The sequence below is a fragment of the Thalassococcus lentus genome (assembly GCF_028023555.1).
Taxonomy (GTDB): Bacteria; Pseudomonadota; Alphaproteobacteria; order Rhodobacterales; family Rhodobacteraceae; genus Thalassococcus_A; species Thalassococcus_A lentus.
The window spans coordinates 170,982-192,181 of record NZ_JAQIOY010000006.1; the positions used below are offsets into that span (position 1 = coordinate 170,982).

18 protein-coding genes are annotated in these 21,200 nt (G+C 59.2%); 11 read left to right on the forward strand and 7 right to left on the reverse strand.

The window, feature by feature from the left end; all coding sequences use genetic code 11:
• Positions 1-4 precede the first annotated feature (4 nt).
• From PFY00_RS14920 to PFY00_RS14970, 11 genes are all read left to right on the forward strand, one after another.
• On the forward strand, positions 5-766 hold the full coding sequence (locus PFY00_RS14920) for an SDR family NAD(P)-dependent oxidoreductase (protein WP_271433379.1): 762 nt from the start codon (positions 5-7) through the stop codon (positions 764-766).
• Between the two features lie 5 nt (positions 767-771).
• Entirely contained in the window at positions 772-2,565 is a 1,794-nt protein-coding gene (locus tag PFY00_RS14925; RefSeq protein WP_271433380.1) for a feruloyl-CoA synthase, read from the forward strand.
• A 250-nt stretch (positions 2,566-2,815) separates the two neighbouring features.
• A complete protein-coding gene (locus PFY00_RS14930) occupies positions 2,816-4,357 on the forward strand; it encodes a benzoate-CoA ligase family protein (protein ID WP_271433381.1) in 1,542 nt (513 codons plus the stop codon).
• The gene (locus PFY00_RS14935; protein ID WP_271433382.1) at positions 4,357-5,175 is read left to right on the forward strand and encodes an alpha/beta fold hydrolase; all 819 of its coding nucleotides are present in this window, start codon (positions 4,357-4,359) and stop codon (positions 5,173-5,175) included. The genes PFY00_RS14930 and PFY00_RS14935 overlap by 1 nt, the downstream gene beginning before the upstream one ends.
• Positions 5,175-5,612 (forward strand): DUF309 domain-containing protein, encoded by a 438-nt coding sequence (locus tag PFY00_RS14940; protein WP_271433383.1) that lies wholly within the window; start codon positions 5,175-5,177, stop codon positions 5,610-5,612. Before PFY00_RS14935 ends, PFY00_RS14940 begins: the two co-directional genes overlap by 1 nt.
• A gap of 130 nt (positions 5,613-5,742) precedes the next feature.
• Positions 5,743-7,404, forward strand: coding sequence for a 2,3-epoxybenzoyl-CoA dihydrolase (boxC, locus tag PFY00_RS14945; RefSeq protein WP_271433384.1), 1,662 nt, complete (start codon positions 5,743-5,745; stop codon positions 7,402-7,404).
• Between the two features lie 108 nt (positions 7,405-7,512).
• Positions 7,513-8,964, forward strand: a complete 1,452-nt coding sequence (boxB, locus tag PFY00_RS14950) for a benzoyl-CoA 2,3-epoxidase subunit BoxB (RefSeq protein WP_271433385.1) — start codon at positions 7,513-7,515, stop codon at positions 8,962-8,964.
• Between the two features lie 240 nt (positions 8,965-9,204).
• Positions 9,205-10,389, forward strand: coding sequence for a benzoyl-CoA 2,3-epoxidase subunit BoxA (boxA, locus tag PFY00_RS14955; protein ID WP_271433386.1), 1,185 nt, complete (start codon positions 9,205-9,207; stop codon positions 10,387-10,389).
• Between the two features lie 31 nt (positions 10,390-10,420).
• Positions 10,421-10,861, forward strand: a complete 441-nt coding sequence (locus PFY00_RS14960; protein WP_271433387.1) for an acyl-CoA thioesterase — start codon at positions 10,421-10,423, stop codon at positions 10,859-10,861.
• A 73-nt stretch (positions 10,862-10,934) separates the two neighbouring features.
• Positions 10,935-11,864 carry a helix-turn-helix transcriptional regulator gene (locus tag PFY00_RS14965; RefSeq protein ID WP_271433388.1) on the forward strand — a complete coding sequence of 310 codons (930 nt, stop codon included), beginning with the start codon at positions 10,935-10,937 and terminating at the stop codon, positions 11,862-11,864.
• 28 nt (positions 11,865-11,892) lie between these two features.
• Positions 11,893-13,965: a 3-hydroxyacyl-CoA dehydrogenase NAD-binding domain-containing protein gene (locus tag PFY00_RS14970; RefSeq protein WP_271433389.1), complete on the forward strand. Its 2,073-nt coding sequence runs from the start codon at positions 11,893-11,895 to the stop codon at positions 13,963-13,965.
• On the opposite strand, the gene PFY00_RS14975 is transcribed toward PFY00_RS14970, so the two are convergent.
• From PFY00_RS14975 to PFY00_RS15005, 7 genes are all read right to left on the reverse strand, one after another.
• Entirely contained in the window at positions 13,962-15,362 is a 1,401-nt protein-coding gene (locus PFY00_RS14975) for a 3'-5' exonuclease (protein WP_271433390.1), read from the reverse strand. The two genes, PFY00_RS14970 and PFY00_RS14975, sit on opposite strands and share 4 nt — an antisense overlap.
• A 3-nt stretch (positions 15,363-15,365) precedes the next feature.
• Positions 15,366-15,866, reverse strand: a complete 501-nt coding sequence (locus tag PFY00_RS14980) for a hypothetical protein (RefSeq protein ID WP_271433391.1) — start codon at positions 15,864-15,866, stop codon at positions 15,366-15,368.
• A gap of 21 nt (positions 15,867-15,887) precedes the next feature.
• The gene (locus PFY00_RS14985) at positions 15,888-17,711 is read right to left on the reverse strand and encodes a DUF294 nucleotidyltransferase-like domain-containing protein (protein WP_271433392.1); all 1,824 of its coding nucleotides are present in this window, start codon (positions 17,709-17,711) and stop codon (positions 15,888-15,890) included.
• A 101-nt stretch (positions 17,712-17,812) separates the two neighbouring features.
• Entirely contained in the window at positions 17,813-19,597 is a 1,785-nt protein-coding gene (locus PFY00_RS14990; RefSeq protein WP_271433393.1) for a sodium:solute symporter family protein, read from the reverse strand.
• Between the two features lie 2 nt (positions 19,598-19,599).
• A complete protein-coding gene (locus PFY00_RS14995) occupies positions 19,600-19,887 on the reverse strand; it encodes a DUF4212 domain-containing protein (RefSeq protein WP_271433394.1) in 288 nt (95 codons plus the stop codon).
• 55 nt (positions 19,888-19,942) lie between these two features.
• A complete protein-coding gene (locus tag PFY00_RS15000) occupies positions 19,943-20,629 on the reverse strand; it encodes an adenylate kinase (protein ID WP_271433401.1) in 687 nt (228 codons plus the stop codon).
• 7 nt (positions 20,630-20,636) lie between these two features.
• The coding region (locus PFY00_RS15005; RefSeq protein ID WP_271433395.1) for an AMP-binding enzyme at positions 20,637-21,200 on the reverse strand (564 nt) is incomplete at its 5' end.

Here is a 21,200-nt window from a genome sequence, read left to right on the forward strand (position 1 = left end):
TCTTATGCAAATTGAGGGTCAGGTGGCGATTGTCACGGGAGGAGCCAGTGGACTGGGGGCCGCAACTGCGCGGCTTTTGGCAGCGCATGGCGCGAAGGTCGGTATTCTGGATTTTGATGAGGCGCGCGCGCAGGCTGTTGCCGGTGAAATTGGCGGTGTGTCAGCAAAAACAGACGTCGGAGATCTGGCATCGGTGGAGGCTGCGGTTGCTATGGTCAAGGATCGGCTGGGTGCGCCGCGGGTCGCGGTGAACTGCGCCGGGATCGGCCTTGCTGCCCGACTGGTCGGCCGGGACGGGTCATTGGGAACGGATCTGTTTGAAAAAACCATCCGGGTCAATCTGATCGGCACCTATAACGTCATGTCGGTTGCAGCGCGGGAAATGGCCGCGCAGGACCCGTTGGATGGCGGCGAGCGCGGTGTCGTGGTCAATACCGCGTCGATCGCCTGGCAGGATGGCCAGATTGGGCAGAGCGCTTATTCGGCGTCCAAGGGTGGGATTGCGGCGATGACCCTGCCTGCGGCGCGGGATATGGCCAAACTCGGCGTGCGGATTATGGCGATTGCGCCGGGGCTTTTCAATACGCCCATGATGGAAGGTCTTCCCGAAGAAACCACCGCCGGGATTGTTGCCAACATCCCGTTCCCGCATCGTCTGGGTGATCCGGCAGAATACGCGCTGATGGTCAGCCAGATCATTGCCAACCCTTATCTCAATGGCACAACGATCCGGCTGGACGCAGCTGTGCGTTTGCCTCAGCGGTGACGTCGATGTATCGCGCGCATAACGTGATACGAGAAGATCGCAGCGATGGCGCGGTTATTCTTCGGTCGGGATACACGCTGAGCCCTGTGGCACGGTGCTCGGGGGAATGGCTTGATCACTGGGCTGGCAGCACGCCTGACGCGGTGTTCCTGGCTGAACGGGATGGCGCCGGTTGGCGCAGCTTGAGTTATTCTGAAACGCGGCAGATTGTGCGAACAATCGCGGCGGGCCTTCTGGCACGCGGCATGAATCAGAAGACGCCCATTCTGATCATTTCCGGCAATAGTGTGAACCACGCCTTGTTGTCGCTTGCTGCGCAATATGTCGGGGTCCCGACGGCACCGGTGGCCGAGCAATATGCGCTGATCCCGGGTGCGCGCCCACAGCTGCTGCACTGCGCCGGTCTGGTCAAACCCGCCATGGTCTATGCTGAAGACATGGAGCGCTTTGGTGATGCCTTGTCCGAGAGCGTTTTCGACACAGTCGAGAAAGTGGTGAGCCGGGGCGCAGCAGAGGGGGTCACGGATTTTGCAACGCTGTTGGAACGCCATGAGACCGATATGGCGCAGGTTGATGCGGCCGCGGCGGCGGTTGGGCCGGACACGGTTGCCAAGTATCTGCTGACCTCGGGCTCGACCTCCAGCCCCAAGGCCGTGATCACCACGCAGCGCATGATGTGTGCCAACCAGGCCCAGATTCTGGATGCTTTGCCGTTCTTGCGGACCCGCCCGCCGCGGATTGTGGACTGGTTGCCCTGGAACCACGTTTTCGGGGGCTCACACAACGTGAACATGATGCTTTCCAATGGTGGCGCGCTCTACATCGATGCGGGAAAGCCGGTTCAGCCTTTGGTTCAAAAGACAATAGAAAACAATCAGTTGGTGGGCGGAACGCTGGCCTTTAACGTGCCGGTCGGCTTTGCCATGTTGCGCGATGCCATGAAAGAGGACGAGGCCCTGCGCAACCGGTACTTCAGCGAGCTGGACATGCTGTTTTATGCCGGGGCCAGTTTGCCGCAGGACGTATGGGCCGATCTGGAGGCCATGGCCCGTGACGTGCGCGGTGATATGCCCTTGTTCACTTCGAGCTGGGGATTGACCGAAACGGCTCCGGCCTGCCTGATCCAGCACGAACCCACGGATATGTCCGGGATTATCGGAGTGCCGATGACGGGTGTCGAGGTGAAGCTGCTGCCAGATGAAGGCGGGCGGTTCGAAATCCGGGTGCGCGGCCCCAATGTGATGCCGGGCTATCTGGATGATCCGGAGAAGACGGCCGCGGCATTCGATGAGGAAGGCTACTTCATTACCGGCGATGCAGTGCGTTTTGTCGATGAGTCGGATCTGACCAAGGGGCTGAAATTTGATGGTCGGGTGTCGGAAGACTTCAAGCTGCAGAGCGGAACCTGGGTCAGGGCTGCCATGCTCAGGCTAGAGCTTTTGACTGCGCTTGGCCCATTGGCGCAGGACGTTGTTCTGTGCGGCGAAGGCCGGAATGAGTTGGGGCTGATGGTCATTCCAACGGCAGACGCTCGGGCCATGGCGGATGACGAAGAGGACGTTCTGCTGGGCAGCGGCTTGCACGATGCGTTGCGCGACAGGCTGGGTGATCAAAGCGGCAAGGGATCATCGATGCGGATTGCGCGGGTCATGGTTCTGGCAGAGCCGCCGTCAATCGGCGACGGGGAAATCACCGCAAAGGGCAATCTCAATGCGCGCAAGGTCCAGACACGCCGCGCAGCTTTGGTTGAGCGACTTTATGGTGACACGGATCCCGGGGTTTTGAACCTGTTGCGTTAGAGTCTGATTGCGACGGCGGGTGCCGCTGTTTTGGCGGAGCCAAAACGCGCCCCACCCGCCGTCCCGCAAAATCTTGCGTCCAAAATATGCATTATAGAGCATAGTGGGCGAAGCATTCGTTGATTGAGAGCGGTGCTCATGCATCATTCCGCATAAATCCGCGGTTTTGGCGGATTCGCCCCAGATCGGCGCAGATCGAGAACGGGCGGCCTTGGTCCAGGGGGAAGCCCCGGCGGTTTGGGAGGACGCAATGACCAACAACGAGAATGCAGCGCTGTATTTCGTCGACCGGCACCTGAAGGAAGGGCGGGGTGACAAGGTCGCATTTCGCGAAGCTGCAGGCCAAAATCGTGAACTGACCTATGCGGAACTTGCTCAGCGCAGCAGCCAGATGGCCGGTGCCTTGGCCCGCGCCGATGTTCGGCCTGAAGAACGCGTGGCGTGCATTGTGTTGGATCAGGTCGAATACCCGGAAATATTCTGGGGCGCCCTGAAAGCAGGTGTGGTTCCGGTTGCGCTCAATACGCTGCTGGCGACCTCTGTGTATGAGTTCATTTTGCGCGACAGCCGGGCGACCTGCCTGTTTGTCAGCCATGAATTGCTGGATGTGGTAATGCCTGCGGCCCTAGCCTGCGGAGATCTGCGCCAGATCGTTGTGATCGGGGGGGATGCACCGGACGGCACCATGTCTTACGGCTCTTTCATGCAGGATGCAGACCCGGCCCCGGTGCGTGACGTTGGCGCGGATGAATGTGCCTTTTGGCTCTATTCTTCGGGGTCCACAGGGCAGCCAAAGGGGGTTCGGCATGTGCACGGCGCGTTACGTGCCACTTCGGACACCTATGGCGCGCAGGTTCTGGGCATCCGAGAGGATGATATCGTGTTTTCGGCCGCCAAGATCTTTTTTGCCTATGGCCTTGGCAACGCCATGACATTTCCGATGTCTGTTGGGGCGACGACCATTTTGTTCAACGGGCGCCCGACACCGGATGTTGTCGTGGACATCCTCGCGCAGGAAAAGCCAACAGTCTATTGCGGCGTGCCGACGCTTTATGCGGCGACCATCGCACATCTGAACAAGACCGGGGTGCCGAAAGCGGCTATCCGCATGTGCATTTCCGCAGGCGAGGCCCTGCCAGAGGAAATCGGCAATTCATGGCATGCGCTTTGGGGCGTTGATATTCTGGATGGTGTCGGAAGCACGGAGATGCTGCATATTTTTCTCAGCAACCGGCCCGGTGACGTGGTCTATGGAACCTCTGGAACGGCGGTTCCGGGCTATGATTTGCGCTGCGTGAACGAAGAGGGCGAAGACGTGGCGCCGGGTGAGATCGGCGAGTTGCTGGTGCGCGGTGAAAGCGCGGCGGATGGATACTGGAACAAGCGCGACAAGAGCCGCAATACCTTCGAAGGGGAATGGACGCGGACAGGGGACAAGTACGAAATCACACCGGAGGGGCGCTATGTCTACTGCGGCAGGACGGACGATATGTTCAAGGTTTCGGGCATCTGGCTGTCCCCATTTGAGGTCGAGCAGGCGTTGAGTGCCCATCCCGGTGTTCTGGAGGCGGCCGTTGTGCCGCGCCGGGACAAAGATGATTTGGAAAAGCCGATGGCCTATGTGGTTTTGCAGGATGGGGCCGATCAGTCCTCTGTTCTGGCCGAGCTTAAGGAATTCGTCAAACAGCGGGTTGGGTTGTGGAAATATCCGCGCTGGATCGAAGTGGTCCAGGATCTGCCGAAAACAGCGACGGGCAAAATACAGCGGTTCAAGCTGCGGGAGACAGTCTGATGCAATGGCAGGATAAGGCCACGGGTCAGATCGAAATCCTTGGAAAAGCTTTGGAATACATGTGCTTTGGCCCGGGGCCAGACGTGGCCCCGACGATTGTGTTGCTGCACGAAGGCTTGGGCAGTGCCGCGCTTTGGCGGCAGTTTCCGGCTGAGCTGGCCGAGGCGACAGGATGCGGCGTGTTTGTCTACAGCCGCGCGGGCTATGGTCGTTCGGCTGCCACAGACCTGCCGCGCCCATTGGATTACATGACGCGCGAAGCCATGGACGTCTTGCCCGTAGTGCTGGATCAAATCGGGTTCCGGCAGGGTATTTTGCTGGGCCACTCTGACGGGGCGACCATTGCCGCGATCTATGCGGGGTCGGCGCAGGACCACAGGGTGCGCGGGCTGGTTTTGATGGCGCCGCATTTCTTCACCGAAGACATCGGATTGGCCGCGATCGCCAAAGCCAAAGAGGCTTTTGAAACCGGGGATCTGCGCGATCGGATGGCAAAATACCACGATGATCCGGACAATGCATTCCGGGGGTGGAACGATGCTTGGCTTGATCCGGGCTTCAAGGCCTGGGATGTCAGCGAAGTGATCGACTATCTGCGGATTCCCGCGCTCGTGATCCAAGGGGCTTCAGATCAATACGGAACTCTGGCTCAGGTCACCGAAGTGGAAGAACGGTCTTATGCGCCGGTTGATGTGGTTGTTCTGGACGATTGCAGGCACAGCCCGCATCTTGACCAGCCGCAGGCCGTTCTGACGGCCGTGACCGAGTTCAGTGTACGGCTGCAGCGGATTGAGAATGAAAAAGTGACAGCAGCCTGATGGAGCCTGATTGGTGTCCGCCCCACGCCTATGTTCCGGGCAAGACACCGCGACATCCAGAGGGGCTGTTTGATCCCCTCAAGCGGGTCGACCAAGGTAATCCGGAGCAAAGCATAGCGTGGCGTGAAGGACTGCGCATGCTGCAATCGGGGTACTATTGGGAAGCACATGAAGTACTTGAGGCCGTTTGGATGGCTATTCCGGACGGACAACCGGAACGCAAGGCTGTGCAGGGTGTTATTCAGATCGCAAATGCCGCTCTGAAGTGGCGCATGCAGAAACCCAAAGCGGCGCGGCGCTTGCAAACGATCGCCATGGCCCTTTTGCACGAAGCTGGCCTTTCCCAAGGGGGGCAGGTCATGGGGTTAACGGCAGCCGAGATCGACGCGTTGTGGGCATGCTGCAAAGCCGAATCGTGCATCAAGGATGCATTATAATGCTATGCTCGGTAAGTCTCTGTAATGTATTGATACTTTGTGGTTAAGCGCACTTGATCGATGGATATTGAGTGCTATTTTGCAATAAGTGAAATTTTGGTGCGCAAAATAGTGCACAGGGAGAGATGACATGTCCAAGCGCATCGAGTTTCAAATTGATCCGCAAAGCTATCGCCATTGGAAGGTGAGCTATGACGGGCCGGTCGCGCGCCTGACGATGGACGTGGATGAGGATGGTGGGTTGTTCGATGGCTACCAGCTCAAGATGAACTCTTATGATCTGGGAGTGGATATCGAGCTGGCGGACATCGTGCAGCGCATGCGGTTCGAGCACCCTGAGGTCAAGGTCGTGGTCATGCAGTCCGGCAAAGATCGGATATTCTGCGCAGGTGCGAACATCCGAATGCTGGGCGGTGCGGCGCACAGCCACAAGGTGAACTTCTGCAAGTTCACCAATGAGACGCGAAATACCTTTGAAGCGGCCGAAGCGGACAGCGGGCAGAAGTACATCGCGGCGGTCAAAGGTTCATGCGCAGGTGGCGGATATGAGCTGGCGCTCGCGTGCAATCACATCATGCTGACCGACGACAGCAGCTCGTCCGTTTCATTGCCCGAGGCGCCTTTGTTGGCGGTTTTGCCGGGCACCGGCGGATTGACCCGTGTGACAGACAAACGCAAGGTGCGACGCGATCTGGCTGATGTCTTCTGCTCAACAGAAGAAGGTGTGCGGGGCAAGCGGGCCAAGGATTGGGGGCTGGTTGACGAAGTCTTCCCCAACTCGAAATTCGACGATGCCGTAGAGGAGCGCGCGCAGGCCTTTGCGGCCAGCTCGGCCAAGGCGGACGTTGCCAAAGGCATCACGCTTGGACCCTTGGATCGGACATTCCACGACGATGGATCGGTCAGCTATTCATTGGTAGAAGTCGAGGCAGACAGGGCGGGCCGCAAGGTCACGATCACCTTGAAGGGTCCTGAAGAAGCCGCGCCGGCCGATATGGATGCTTTTGCTGCTCAGGGCGATCAGGCCTATCTTTTGCGTCTCGCTCGCGAATTGGATGACGCGATCCTGCACCTGCGGCTGAATGAGCCGGAACTTGGGTTGATGGTCTTCAAGACACAGGGTGATCCCGAGGCATTTCTGGCGCACGAAACCGTTGTGACCGGCGCGCCGGAGCACTGGCTGGCCAATGAGGTTACGCAATACTGGAAGCGCGTGCTGAAACGCGTCGATGTCACATCCCGGTCGATGGTCTGTCTGGTCGAGCACGGCTCGTGCTTTGCAGGTGTGCTGGCCGAGCTGCTCTGGGCGGCCGATCGCAGCTATATGATGGAAGATGAATTCGAAGGCGACAACCGCCCCATGGCGACTGTAACGCTGAGCGACGCAAATTTCGGACCGCTTGTGATGGGCAATGGTTTGACCCGGCTTCAAACCCGGTTCCTTGGCAATGCTGATGCGCTTGTGCGCGCCGAAGAGTCCAAGGGCGAGCCGCTGGAGGCTGAAGACGCCGACGAATTGGGGCTGGTCACGATGATCCTCGATGACATCGATTGGGAAGACGAAATCCGGATTTTCATGGAGGAGCGGGCAAGCTTTAGCCCTGATGCCATGACGGGAATGGAAGCCAACCTGCGCTTTGCTGGTCCTGAGACAATGGAAACGCGCATCTTTGGACGCCTAACCGCTTGGCAGAACTGGATTTTCATCAGGCCGAATGCGGTTGGTCCGGAGGGCGCCTTGCAACGCTACGGAACCGGCCAGCGCGGCGAATACAACATGGAGCGTGTCTGAGCGATCTAGGTCGCCATCACCCACGCACCCTGCGGGACCCCGGATATCGGTGCCCGCATTGACGTTTACCGGGCACGCGGCTGCGCGTGCCTCTACAGGAGAAATGTAATGCTCGATCTGATCAATGTGAGTTACGACACCCAGATTCCGAACAACGTCGGCCTGTCTTCGGACCGCAAAGTACTGAAAGCGTTGGAAAAATGGCACCCCGGATATATCAACTGGTGGAATGACCTGATCCCGCAGAACTTTCAGGAAAGCATGGTCTACCTGCGCACTGCCGTCTCGGTAGACCCCAAAGGCTGGGCGAAATTCGACTACGTCAAAATGCCCGACTATCGCTGGGGCGTGTTGCTGGCACCGCAGGTGGAAGACCGCCGCATCCCAATGGGTGCACACAAGGGTGAACCCGCGTGGCAGGAAGTACCGGGCGAATATCGCAACATGCTCAAGCGGCTCATCGTTATTCAGGGCGACACAGAGCCGGGTTCGGTTGAACAGCAGCGGTTCCTTGGCCTGACTGCGCCATCGCTCTACGACATGCGCAACCTGTTTCAGGTGAACGTCGAAGAGGGCCGCCACCTGTGGGCCATGGTCTATCTTCTGTTCAAATATTTCGGCAAGGATGGTCGCGAAGAAGCCGATGATCTGCTGCGCCGTTCGTCGGGTTCGGACGAAGCTCCACGCATGTTGGGGGCCTTCAACGAGGAAACGCCAGATTGGCTGTCGTTCTTCATGTTCACCTACTTCACGGACCGTGATGGCAAGATGCAGCTCGAGTCGCTCGCGCAGTCTGGCTTTGATCCGCTGTCGCGCACCTGCCGTTTTATGCTGACTGAAGAAGCGCACCACATGTTCGTGGGTGAAACCGGTGTTGGCCGGACCATTCAGGCCACGCTTGAGGCGATGAATGCCAATGGCATCACCGACCCGTATGATGTGGGCAAGATCCGCGATCTGGGTGTGATTGACCTGCCGACGATCCAGAAGAAACTGAACCTGCACTATTCGCTCAGCCTTGATCTGTTCGGGCAGGAGATGTCGACCAACGCTGCCAATGCCTTCAACTCGGGCATCAAGGGCCGCTACATGGAGCAGCGGATTGACGACGATCACATGTTGACCAACGACACCTATGTGGTGCGCAGCTTCAAGGACGGTCAGATCGTTGCCGAAGAAGTGCCGGCCCTGACGGCGATCAACATGCGCCTGCGCGACGACTATATCCGGGATGCATCGGGTGGTGTCGGGCGCTGGAACAAGCAAATTGCCAAGTCCGGCATTCAGTTTGAACTGGCCCTGCCGCACGAGGCCTTCCACCGCCAGATCGGTGTCTTTGCACCCATCGAAACAACGCCTGAAGGCGATATCATGTCCAAGGAAGAATGGACAAAACGTCGGGATGAATTCCTGCCCAGTAAGGCGGACGGCGATTTCATCACGTCTTTGATGAAGCCCTGCTATGAGCCCGGGAAATTCGCCAGCTGGATCGCACCGCCGAAGGTCGGCATCGACAACAAGCCGGGCGATTTCGAATACGTCAAACTGCACATGGCCTGACATCGGAGTGACCGGGCGGCGCGATCACACGTCCGCCGCCCGGATCAACGGCAACGCCAAGGAAGGACAGAGCATGGAGAGACACCGCTCCGCAGGAGACGCGCCCAAGACGACGCATTTGTCGAAACGCATTGGGCGCATTGGCGGTTGTATTGACTGCAGCGATTGCAAAGGGATTTGCCAGGCCTTGATCGAAATGATGATCTTGCCGGATGCCGTTCTGAACAAGGGGGCCGGGCAATGAACAAGCCGGTCAAGCAACATCTGATCGATCCGGAAATCTGCATCCGATGCTACACGTGTGAAATGACCTGTCCGATCGGCGCGATCGAGCACGATGACAACAACGTCGTTGTTAACGCCGAAACCTGCAATTTCTGTATGGATTGCATTCCGGTTTGTCCAACCGGATCCATCGATGAATGGCGCGTGGTTACCGAGCCTTATTCGCTCGAAGATCAGTTCGGGTGGGATGAGTTGCCCGAGCAGGAAGAGATCACGCAGGACGCCGGTGGCGAAGATGCCGAGGCGCTGGATGATGCGGTTGCCGCTCTTCTGGCCGAGGCTCATGCCGGGGCGGGGGGCACTTCGCGCGCGCCGGGCTCGGCGGCCAAGCCTACGATCAACCTGTATAATCTTGGAAAACCGGTCACAGCAAAAGTTCAGGGCAACTATAGCCTGACGGACGACCCAGAGCATGACGTTCGCCACATCATCCTCGATTTTGGTGCAAACCCTATGCCGGTTCTGGAAGGTCAAAGTGTCGGGATCATTCCGCCGGGAACCGACGCAGATGGCAATGCGCATCTGCCGCGGCTGTATTCCGTCTCCAGCCCGCGCGATGGTGAGCGACCGGGCTACAACAACGTGTCGCTGACAGTGAAACGTGAGGCGGGGGGGCTTTGTTCGAATTTCGTATGCGATCTGGAAACCGGCGCCGAGGTGCAGGTCACCGGACCTTTCGGGGCAACATTCCTGTTGCCCGAAGACCCCAAAGCGCGCTTGCTGATGATTTGTACGGGTACGGGGTCTGCGCCGATGCGGGCCTTTACCATGCGGCGGCAACGTGCGGGGCACGAAGTCGAAGGGGGCATGACCTTGTTTTTCGGAGCGCGCAGCCCGGAAACCCTACCGTATTTCGGCCCGCTCAAGAAAATTCCATCAGAGGTGCTGGATCAGCATCTGGTCTATTCGCGTCAGGGCGAGACCAAGGAATACGTTCAGGACCGGATGATGTCCGAAGAAGACAAGGTCGCTGATCTGTTGGCTGACCCAAACACGCATATCTACATTTGCGGTTTGCGCGGGATGGAAGAGGGGGTTGAACGCGCCTTGACCAATATCGCGGAAAGCATCGGTCAACCGTGGGGCGCTTTGCGCGACACCATGCGCGAAGAGGGGCGATACCATGTCGAGACCTATTGAGTCTTGCAAAAATGCAAAGCGACGCTGATCGATGACCGCACGCCCAAAACAGCTGTTCATTCATCCGATCCGCATCACATGGGGCGACTGCGACCCGGCCAAGATTGCCTATACCGGTAATATTCCGGGCTGGGCCTTGGATGCGATCAATGCGTGGTGGGAAGAGCATTTGGGCGAGGGCTGGTACCAGATGGAACTGGACCTGAATGTTGGCACGCCCTTTGTGCGGCTGGAAATGGATTTCCGGAGCCCCATCACACCACGGCACAGATTGCTATGCCATGTCTGGCCGGAAAGACTGGGCAAAACCTCGATCACGTTTCGGGTGGATGGCGAACAGGATGACACGCTTTGTTTCGAGGGGCGGTTTACGTGTGTCTTCATCGAAGCACGGGCCTTTCGCAAGCAGCCCCCCCCGAAACAAATACGCGATGTTCTCTTGCCGCTATTGCCGGATTCAGGACAGAGTTAGGCCAAATCCATGGGGGTTTGGCTGCCGTGGTTTGCAGGGTTCAAGATGATTTCAAAAACACACAGGACATCACGTGATAGCTGAGGGCGGCAAATCAGAACTGGAGGATGCGCTGCAGGACGCAGCGTCCGAAGTGATGGCGCGCGCCGGCGAACGTGTGCGGGCGGCCCGGGAACGTAAAGGTATCCCCAGACGTATTTTGGCCCAGCGATCCGGCGTGTCTGCGCGGTATCTGGCGCAGCTCGAAAGCGGCGAAGGCAACATCTCCATTGCTTTGCTGACGCGCGTTGCCCATGCGCTTGACCATCGGCTCGAATGGCTGATCAGCGAAGACGATCCTTGGGGTTCGGATATTTTGCGCCTCGTGCGCCTGTTTCAGGCCGCTGACGCGCAGACCCAGGAAAATGTTCTGCGCGCGCTGAGTGTGGATGCGTCTGAAATGCAGCGGGCCGAACGCATTTGTCTGGTGGGTTTGCGCGGCGCCGGGAAATCAACATTGGGTCAACGCGCGAGCGAGGCGCTGTCTATGCCTTTTGTTGAGCTGAACAAGGAAATCGAGCGTTCGGCAGGCATGGCGGCCTCTGAAATCATGGCGCTCTACGGGCCCGAAGGCTTCCGCAAGCTCGAGGCAGACTCGCTTGAACGGGTGATCGCCTCGCATGATCGCGTGATGCTGGCCGTGGCAGGCGGCATTGTCGCAGAGCCGGCCACGTACAGCCGTTTGCTGGCCGGGTTTCATACCATTTGGATCAAGGCCAGCCCCGAGGACCACATGTTACGTGTGCGGGCACAGGGGGACGAACGGCCCATGGCAGGCAATCCCGAGGCGATGTTGCAGTTGCGCGGCATTCTTCGGGCGCGTGAGGCGCTCTATGATCGGGCGCACGCGCAGGTCGACACCTCGGGCAAGTCGGTTGAAGCCGCACTGGACCTGTTGGTTGCAATCATTCAAACCCGCGGTTTTGCGCGTTCGGTGAAAACCCAGCGCAGCATAACCGGCTGACGCACGCGTCGTTATTCAGGAGTTCCCAATGACCGTTACAACGAAACGCGTGGGCACTGCGCTGATTGTCACGTTGGACAACGCACCGGTCAATGCGATCGGGCAGGCAATGCGTCAGGGCCTGATCGATGTTCTGACCGGGATCGGATCCGAAACCGGTTTGACTCGGGTTATTCTGACCGGCGCTGGCCGTGCCTTTGCAGCGGGTGCGGACGCCCGCGAATTCGATGCGGATCCGATTGAACCCCATTTGCCTGACGTTGTGGCACAGATCGAAGCCTGCGAAGTGCCATGGGTGGCGGCCATCAACGGTGTCGCGCTGGGCGGGGGGTGCGAATTGGCTCTGGCATGCCGGTACCGGATCGCGGCACCGGGCGTGTCCATTGGCCTGCCAGAGGTTACATTGGGCGTTGTTCCGGGCGCCGGGGGGACCCAACGGCTGCCCCGTCTGATCGGCCTGCGCCGAGCGCTGGAAATGATCGCCACCGGAAAACCTGTGACGGCGCAGCAGGCGGAAGCCATCGGACTGATTGATGGTATCGCCGATGACCCGGTCGCAATGGCGCAGTATCTGGATATCGGCACGCTCGAACTGGCTGAACGTATCTGCGATCTGCCAGCGCCCGCGCCAAACGAACAGGCCATTGCCGATGCGCGTGCTCTGGCTGCCAAAAAGTCAGCCGGGCAGATCGCGCCGCTCAGGGCGATAGATTTGGTCGAATTGACCAGCGCGGCCTCGATGACCGATGGACTGAGCCGTGAACGCGAAACATTTCTGGATTTGCGGACCGGTGATCAGGCACGCGCCTTGCGCCATATCTTCTTTGCCGAGCGCGCTGCGAAACCGCCAAATTGGTTGCAGGCACAGGCCCCGGCATTGGATCAGGTTGCAGTCGTTGGCGGAGGAACAATGGGCGCGGGCATCGCCTATGCGCTGTTGAATGCCGGGCTGCGTGTGGTCTTGCTTGAGGTGGATCAAGAGGCTGTGGACCGGGCGCGCATCAACGTAAACAAGATCGTCGATGCCAGCCTTAAACGCGGATTGATTGATCAGGCCGGTGCCGAAGATCGGCAAAGCCGCCTGACGCTGAGTGACGATTTTCAGGCTGCATCGGGGGCCGGTCTGGCTATTGAAGCCGCGTTTGAAAGCATGGAGGTCAAGCGGTCGGTGTTTACGGCGCTTGAGCAGGCCTTGCCGCGGGACGCCATTTTGGCCACCAATACCTCTTACCTCGACATCAACGAAATCGCTTCAGGCGTTTCTGATCCGTCCCGGGTGCTGGGTCTGCACTTTTTTGCGCCTGCGCATATCATGAAGCTGTTGGAAATTGTCCGGGCGCAGGCCACATCAGAGACCGCTCTGGCGGTTGGATATGCTCTGGCCAAGACGTTGCGCAAAGTGCCGGTTCTGGCGGGGGTCTGCGACGGCTTTATCGGAAACCGGATTTTGCAGCGGTACCGCGAGGCCGCCGATACAGTTTTCATGGATGGCTCAACCCCATGGGAAGTGGATGAAGCCATGGTTGCCTTTGGATACGCCATGGGACCCTACGAGGCGCAGGATCTGTCAGGGCTCGATATCGCCCATGCCAATCGTCGCAGGCAGGACGCCACACGCGATCCGAACCGACGCTATATTCCAATCGCTGATCGTATGGTCGAATTGGGAAAACTGGGCCGCAAGACAGGGGCAGGCTGGTATCGATACCCCGGCGGCAACGGAAAGGTCGACGATCCGATTGTTGCAGATCTGGCGGTCGAAGAAGCGCATTTCGCGGGCATCAGCAGGGTGGACTACAGTGAGCCCGAGATTGAGGAACGTCTGGTTCTGGCGATGATCAACGAAGCCGCAGATATCTTGCATGAGGGGATTGCCCAAAATGCGCGCGACATCGATCTGGTCACCGTTTTCGGCTATGGGTTCCCGCGCTGGCGCGGCGGGTTGATGCACTACGCTGATCAACTCGGGGTACCCCAGATTGTTCAACGTCTTGAAGTGTTTGCGCAGGAAGACCCGCTGGTCTGGCGGGTTTCTCAAACGCTGCTCGATTGCGTGGAGCAAGGCATTTCGTTGGCGCAGTACCGAGGATCTGATCGTTAATTCAGGTCTTGCAACAGGCGTCCGTGCCGGCGCGTTTCTGCGATCACCTCGCCAAAGGTACGCAGCCCGCGCGCTTCGAGCATCGGCAACATCTTGACCAAAGCTTCGGCGGTGGCCTGTGCATCACCCAGCGCGGAGTGCCGAAGATGCGCAGGGATCGTAATGCCCAAACGGTCGCAAAGCGCATCCAACGTGTGCTTTTGGCTGGCGCCGAACAAAACCGCTGACAGCAAGACCGTGTCGAGGATCGGATTGTCCCATGCCACCTGCATCTCCGCCTTGTGCCTGTGCAAAAAGGCCATGTCGAAGGGGGCGTTATGCGCAACAATGACGGCACCTTTGGCAAAGGCATGGAAGGCCCGGCCTGCGGTCACGATGTCGGGCTGCCCTGCGACCATGGCATCAGTGACATGATGCACCTTGGTTGATGCAGGCGGGATCGGGCGGCCGGGATCAACCAGCTGATTGATTTGCTCGGCTTCAATGATGCGCCCGTTCACGACCCTCAGCGCGCCGATCTGAACGATCTCATCCTTGTGGGGCAAAAGCCCGGTGGTTTCCGTGTCGAACACGCAAAACACCAGATCACGCAAAGCACTATCCTGCGTGGCTTCGGGAACCTTGCGCGACATCAACGAAAAGTCGAAAACCAAAGGCCGTGCGGCATCTGGCGCCAGCTCAACGGTGGGGGCTTCCATGATCATCATGAAGCCGTTCTCTAGCGGCTTGAGCGTGGCGTTCAGATCTTGCCCGGTCCGTGTTTCCGCGGTGACCTCAACGTCCCGGCCGGTCTTTTCCATTTTCCGTTTGGCGCTCATCAGCGCGCCGGGCTCAAAGTAGTCGGTTACCATCGCGCCCAGACGTGGCGCACTGACCTGAGCCAGTATGTCTGCGGCCTGACCATCATACAAAACAATCTGATCGTTGGTTCCAATCAGTAGAGTGGCCATCGGGATTTCCGTGAGCAGGGCCGTTAGCTGTGCCTTTTCCTGCGCCAGCCTTGCAGTCTCGTTTGCGATGCGATCTGCCGATCCGAGCGCATTTTGACTGAGCGCATCGCTAACCGCCTGCGCCGCGGGCGCAAGATCACCGAGATAACGGGCTGAACCAGTTTGTAAGGCCTCGTCCACGCCGGCATGCGCCCTAGTGCGCAAATCCGCGGCGAGGTGTTCTATGGGTTTTGCAACGTTTTCGTCAAAGAGCAGCCAGATCGATGCGCTCAGGGCAACCAATCCAAACGCCGAAAGGATCCCGGCCAGCAGAAAGCCGTTTTGCAGATCCGTAGAAAGCGCGCGCTGGTAGCCGACCCAAATCGCAGCCAGCGACAGAGCCGTGCCGCCCAGTGCGATCAGCGAAAAGAACAGGAATATGCGCAGTCGAAGGCTGAGCTTTTCCATGGATCAACTCTCGGAGCAGACTGTTTTGACCACAGGATCGTTTTGCCCGACATCCCGCCAGACCGGCGGGCTGCCATCTCCGAGCGCCGGATCGGCGCGGCGGCCCTGGGCGCAATCCACGATGACCTCGACAGCCTGCACGGGTTTCCAGCGACCGTAGAAATAGAGGTCTGCCATAAACAGATCGTCGCGCTGGGAATTGGGCCGCAGGTTCGCGCGATCCACCGCGACAAACCCGTCGATCATCGGGATCGCATAGGTCCAGGGACGCCAGAGCGCCTTGGACGGGCGGGTTTGCGCAACTTCGAGCCCGTCGGGCAGAGCGCTGGCGGTTCTGTCATACCAGCCGTATTCGCTGGAAATGGCAGCCGCCAGCATGGCGGCCCCGGCACCCACAGGCACCAGCCACTTTGGCAGACGACCACCTGACATATGGGCCAGAAGCATCATTGCACCGGCCCCGGCAAGGCCCGCAACGATTACGGCAATCAATTCCAGAAACATCCCATTCCTCCCGTTGCCGTCTTAGGACAGCATCCCTTTGCCATGTCCAACAGCCGATTGCAGCGATTTGATCACGACAAATGCATCGCGCAAATGACTTCGCTCAAAGTCTGACAGATCGGCGGGCGTCAGATAGTTGTTTGGCTTGGCGCCTGCTTTGATTTGATCAGCCTGCCGTTCCAGCCGTGTTTCCGCAATCAGATCATAGGCGTCCAGCAAATCCTGCCCGCCTGACTGGCTGAGCACCCCTGCCGCTATGGCTGCTTCAAGGCGCGCCCGTGTGTTCACAGGCTCGATCTTTCCCTGAAGTGCGTAGATGCGGCCAAGATCAACAACTGGAACAACACCGTTGTGTTTGAGATCCAGCTGGTTCTTGTGCTCGCCCGAACGAATGGTGGTGAACCCGCGCAGCAAACCCAGTGGCGGTTGATGCTTGAGCGCGTTGGCGATCATATGCGCCACGAAAATCGAGTTTTTCGATGCGGCTTTCAGCGTGTCATGTTGAATGTTTTCGAACAACGATGTGGTGCCGCCGATTGGTCTGAGGTCGAACATGACTGATGCCAGCATTTGTGCCTCGGGGTTCGGTTTGGCAATCCAGCCGCGGAAGTAGTCGCGCCAGACCCGCACCGGTTGGCACCATCGCGGGTTGGTCGCCATCATGTCGCCGGGGCAATAGATGTAGCCGCAGGTGTTTAGCCCGTCGCAGACAAAGCGGGCGAGGGTCTCGAAATAGGCCATGTGTTCGGCTTCGACCGCATCGTCCAAAATCAAACAATTGTCCTGATCGGACACGCCAGTCTGTTCCTGCCGCCCCTGACTGCCACAGGCCAGCCAGAGGTAGGGCACCGGAGGCGGCCCCAGCGTTTGTTCGGCCAGAGCAAGCAGGCGGCGGGTGCAGGTGTCGGCCACATCTGTGATCAGGCGCGTGACAACTTCGTGCCGGTTGCCGCCTGCCACCAGTTGGACCAGCAATTGTGGAATGCGGGCGGTGACCTTGGCCATCTCATCGGCGCTTGCGGCGCGGGCGATGTCAGCCACCAGTTCGGCCGAGTTCACGGCTTGAAACCGGGTCAGATCAGTCTGGGTCACGATGCCCACCAACATGTCGGCCTCTGTGACCGGGATGTGCCCGATGCGCCGTTCCATCATGGCATGCAATACGTCTGATCCGATTGCGCTTGGCGGCAGCGAAAACGGATTTGTGGTCATGACCTCGGTAATCGGAGTGTCAAAGGGCAGAGCTTTGGCCACCACCTTGCCCGACAGGTCCCGGACCGTTGCAATGCCTGACAGCCTGTCGTCTTCCACAACGCAAATGGATGACACATGATGTTCGGCCATCAAGGCAGCCGCGCCTTGAACGGTGGTTTGGGGCCCGCAGGTTACCGGTGTGCGGGCCATCAAGGTTTCAACGCGACTGGTGGCCAGATTGTTGGCTTGAGGCCGGACGGGCCGGGATCGGTCAAAGAAACGCCGGGCGGGTTCGTGTTCGGCCAGCAAGGTGTCGAAATCAGCTTTGGGCAATAGCAGCAGGGACGCGGGTTCGGTGGCAACCGCAGATGTGACGGCGATCCCGTCCCGTAAAAGACCGCGTTCCCCAAACGAGTTGCGCGGCCCGAGGATTGAAACGGTGACGTCGTTTTCGTCGCGCACTTCGACTTGTCCGGCGTCGATCAGATACAGGCCGGGCAGGGCATCGCCGCGGCTGTAGATCGGCTGCCCTGCATCAACCCGCAGCGTTTGAAAGGCCGGGATCAGCCCCGTCAGGGCATCTTGTGGCAGTGCATCATAGGGATGCACTGATGCCAGAAAACGGGCAATGGCTGGAGTGTCGATTGGCATGACAGACCTTCAGAAAAGAAAACGTCCCGCCCAGCATAGCGCAGGGCGGGACGTAAGGGCATGGGCCGGGTCAAGGAGGGAACGATGACCCGGCATCTGGCTTAGTGGTCCACCGCCGCACCTGCGCCACGCGGCACACGTACGCTTTCGACCAGTTCTTCGATCTCGGCCGGGATCGGAGCGGTCATCTTGGACACGGTGAAGGCAACCGCAAAGTTGATCATCGCACCAATTGCACCAAAGCTTGTCGACTTGATCGTGCCAAGCAGCGGATCAGCGTCGGTAAAGCTGTTGGTTCCGGGGATGAAGAACCAACCTTTGTGCAGGAAGATGTAGATCAGCGTCACGATCAGACCGGCCAGCATGCCCGCCACTGCGCCTTTGTTGTTCACCTTGGTAAAGATGCCCATCATCAGCGCCGGGAAGATCGATGCCGCCGCCAGACCAAAGGCAAGCGCCACGGTCTGAGCCGCAAAGCCCGGAGGGTTGAGACCCAGGTACGTGGCCACTGCAATCGCCACGGCCATTGCGATCCGAGCGGAGAGCAGTTCACCCTTTTCCGAGATGTTCGGGGTCAGCTGACCCTTCATCAGGTCGTGCGAGACAGCCGAAGAAATCGCCAGAAGCAAGCCTGCAGCAGTGGAGAGTGCCGCTGCAAGCCCGCCTGCGGCCACCAGACCAATCACCCAGCCCGGAAGGTTGGCGATCTCTGGGTTGGCAAGCACAAGGATGTCACGGTTGAACTTGGTCAGCTCGTTTTCGCTGCCCCAGCCAGCCGCTTCTGCCTTGGCTACGGTGTCTGCGTCCTTGTCGTTGAAATAAGCAATCTTGCCGTCACCGTTTTTGTCTTCCCAGCCCAGAAGACCGGTTTGCTGCCATGTCGCCATCCAGTCGTAGCGGGCATCACTTTCGATCATCTCGACCGAAACCGGCTCACCGGATGTGCCATTGGGCCACATCATTTCGGTGATGTTCAGACGCGCCATCGCACCCACAGCAGGTGCTGTCAGGTAAAGAAGGGCAATGAACACCAACGCCCAGCCTGCGGACCAGCGCGCATCGGCCACCTTGGGAACGGTGAAAAAGCGCATGATCACATGCGGCAGACCAGCGGTACCGATCATCAGCGACAGCGTGAACAGAACCATGTTGAACGTGTCAGCATGGTGGGCTGTGTATTCATTAAAGCCCAGTTCCGAAACGATCTGATCCAGGGTCTGCAACAGTGGCGTGCCGGAGGACGCGTGATCACCGAACAGGCCAAGAGCCGGGATCGGGTTTCCGGTCAGTTGCAGCGAAATAAAGATTGCAGGGATCGTGTAGGCCATGATCAGAACGACATACTGAGCCACCTGCGTATAGGTCACACCCTTCATGCCGCCGAAAACGGCATAGGCGAAAACCACACAAGCACCGATCAGCAAGCCGGTTGTGTTCGAAACCTCAAGGAAACGGCCAAAGGCCACGCCGACACCGGTCATCTGACCGATCACATAGGTTGTCGAGGCGACAATCAGACAGATCACGGCGACAACCCGCGCGGTGGGGCTGTAGAAACGGTCCCCGATGAATTCGGACACGGTAAACTTGCCGAATTTGCGCAGGTACGGGGCCAGCAGCAGAGCCAGCAACACGTAGCCGCCGGTCCAGCCCATCAGGAACGAGCTGTTGTCATAGCCGGTAAAGGCGATCAGGCCGGCCATCGAAATAAAGGAGGCGGCCGACATCCAGTCTGCGGCTGTCGCCATCCCGTTGGTTACCGGGTGAACGCCGCGACCCGCAGCGTAGAATTCCGATGTGGAACCGGCGCGGGCCCAGATCGCGATGCCGATGTAGAGCGCAAAGGACGCGCCCACAAACAGCAGGTTGATGGTAAATTGATCCATGATCATTCCTCCTCGACGCCGAATTCACGGTCCAGTTTGTTCATCCGCCAGGCGTAGAAAAAGATCAGGCCAAGAAAGACCAGGATCGATCCTTGCTGTGCAAACCAGAAGCCCAGATCGGTGCCGCCGACACTGATGCCGGACAGGGCAGGGCGCAGCAGAATGCCAAAGCCAAAGCTCACCACCGCCCAGATCACCAGCGAGACGAGAATGATACGCACGTTTGCCGCCCAATAGCCCGCATCGGACTTTTCGGCGCTGCGCGCTGATTGAGATGTTTGATCCGCCATCGCGGTCCTCCTCTTCCTCCTGAAGCCCTGCGAGACAGGGCGCAAAGCCACCGCCTCAGGCAGTGGCCGTTTTCACGATCGCGGCCAGTTCGCCCGCGATAGTTTCGATGTCGCCCATGGCATCGATGCCGATCAGCGCGTCTTGTTTGGTGTAGAAATCGATCAGCGGCGCTGTCTGGGCGTGGTAGGCCTGAAGGCGGCTTGCGACTGTTTCGGCATTGTCGTCCGCGCGGCGGTTGAACGCGGTGCCCGCGCATTTGTCGCAACTTCCGGCCAAGGCCGGGCACTTGAACTGGTCGTGGTAGCCCTCGCCGCAGGCCGCGCAGGTAAACCGCCCGCTGATGCGGGTAACCATGGCGGCATCATCAACCTCGAGGCTGATGGCTGCGTTGATCTTCTGACCGCTTTCGGCCAGCAAGCCATCCAGCGCCTCGGCCTGAACGGTTGTGCGCGGAAATCCGTCAAGGATCACGCCCTTGGCGCAATCTGCGTCCAACAGCCGGTCACGCAGAATGGCTATGACGATGTCGTCACTGACCAGATCGCCGGCCTCCATGACGGCCTGGGCGGCTTTGCCGGCCTCGGTGCCAGCAGCGACCGCTGCCCGCAACAGATCGCCGGTGGACAATTGCACCAGTCCAAAGCGCTCCTCCAGCATGCGCGCCTGCGTGCCTTTGCCTGCGCCCGGAGGCCCCAACAGGATCAAAACGGGCGCCGTGGTCGGGGTTTGGGTTCCGTCCATCATCGGCTTAACCCCGGTTCATTCTGTTATTGATGAGTTCTTCGACGACTTGAGGTTCGGCGAGAGTTGATGTGTCTCCGAGGGCTCCGTAGTCGTTTTCTGCGATTTTCCTCAGGATGCGTCGCATGATTTTTCCGGAGCGTGTTTTTGGCAGTCCGGGGGCCCATTGGATGAGGTCGGGCGATGCGATGGGGCCGATTTCGGTGCGGACCCAGGTGCGCAGTTCCTTGCGCAGCTCTTCGGTCGGCTCGACGCCGGTCATCAGCGTGACATAGCAATAGATGCCCTGTCCCTTGATCTCATGGGGGTAGCCGACCACGGCGGCTTCGGCCACGGCGGCATGGGCGACCAGCGCCGATTCCACCTCGGCGGTGCCCATGCGGTGGCCCGAGACGTTGATCACATCGTCAACGCGGCCGGTGATCCAGTAGTCGCCGTCTTCGTCGCGTTTACAGCCGTCACCGGTAAAGTAATAGCCCTTGTAGTCCGAGAAGTAGGTCTTCTCGAAGCGTTCGTGATCGCCCCAGACGGTGCGCATCTGCGCCGGCCAGCTGGCCTTGAGCGCCAGCAC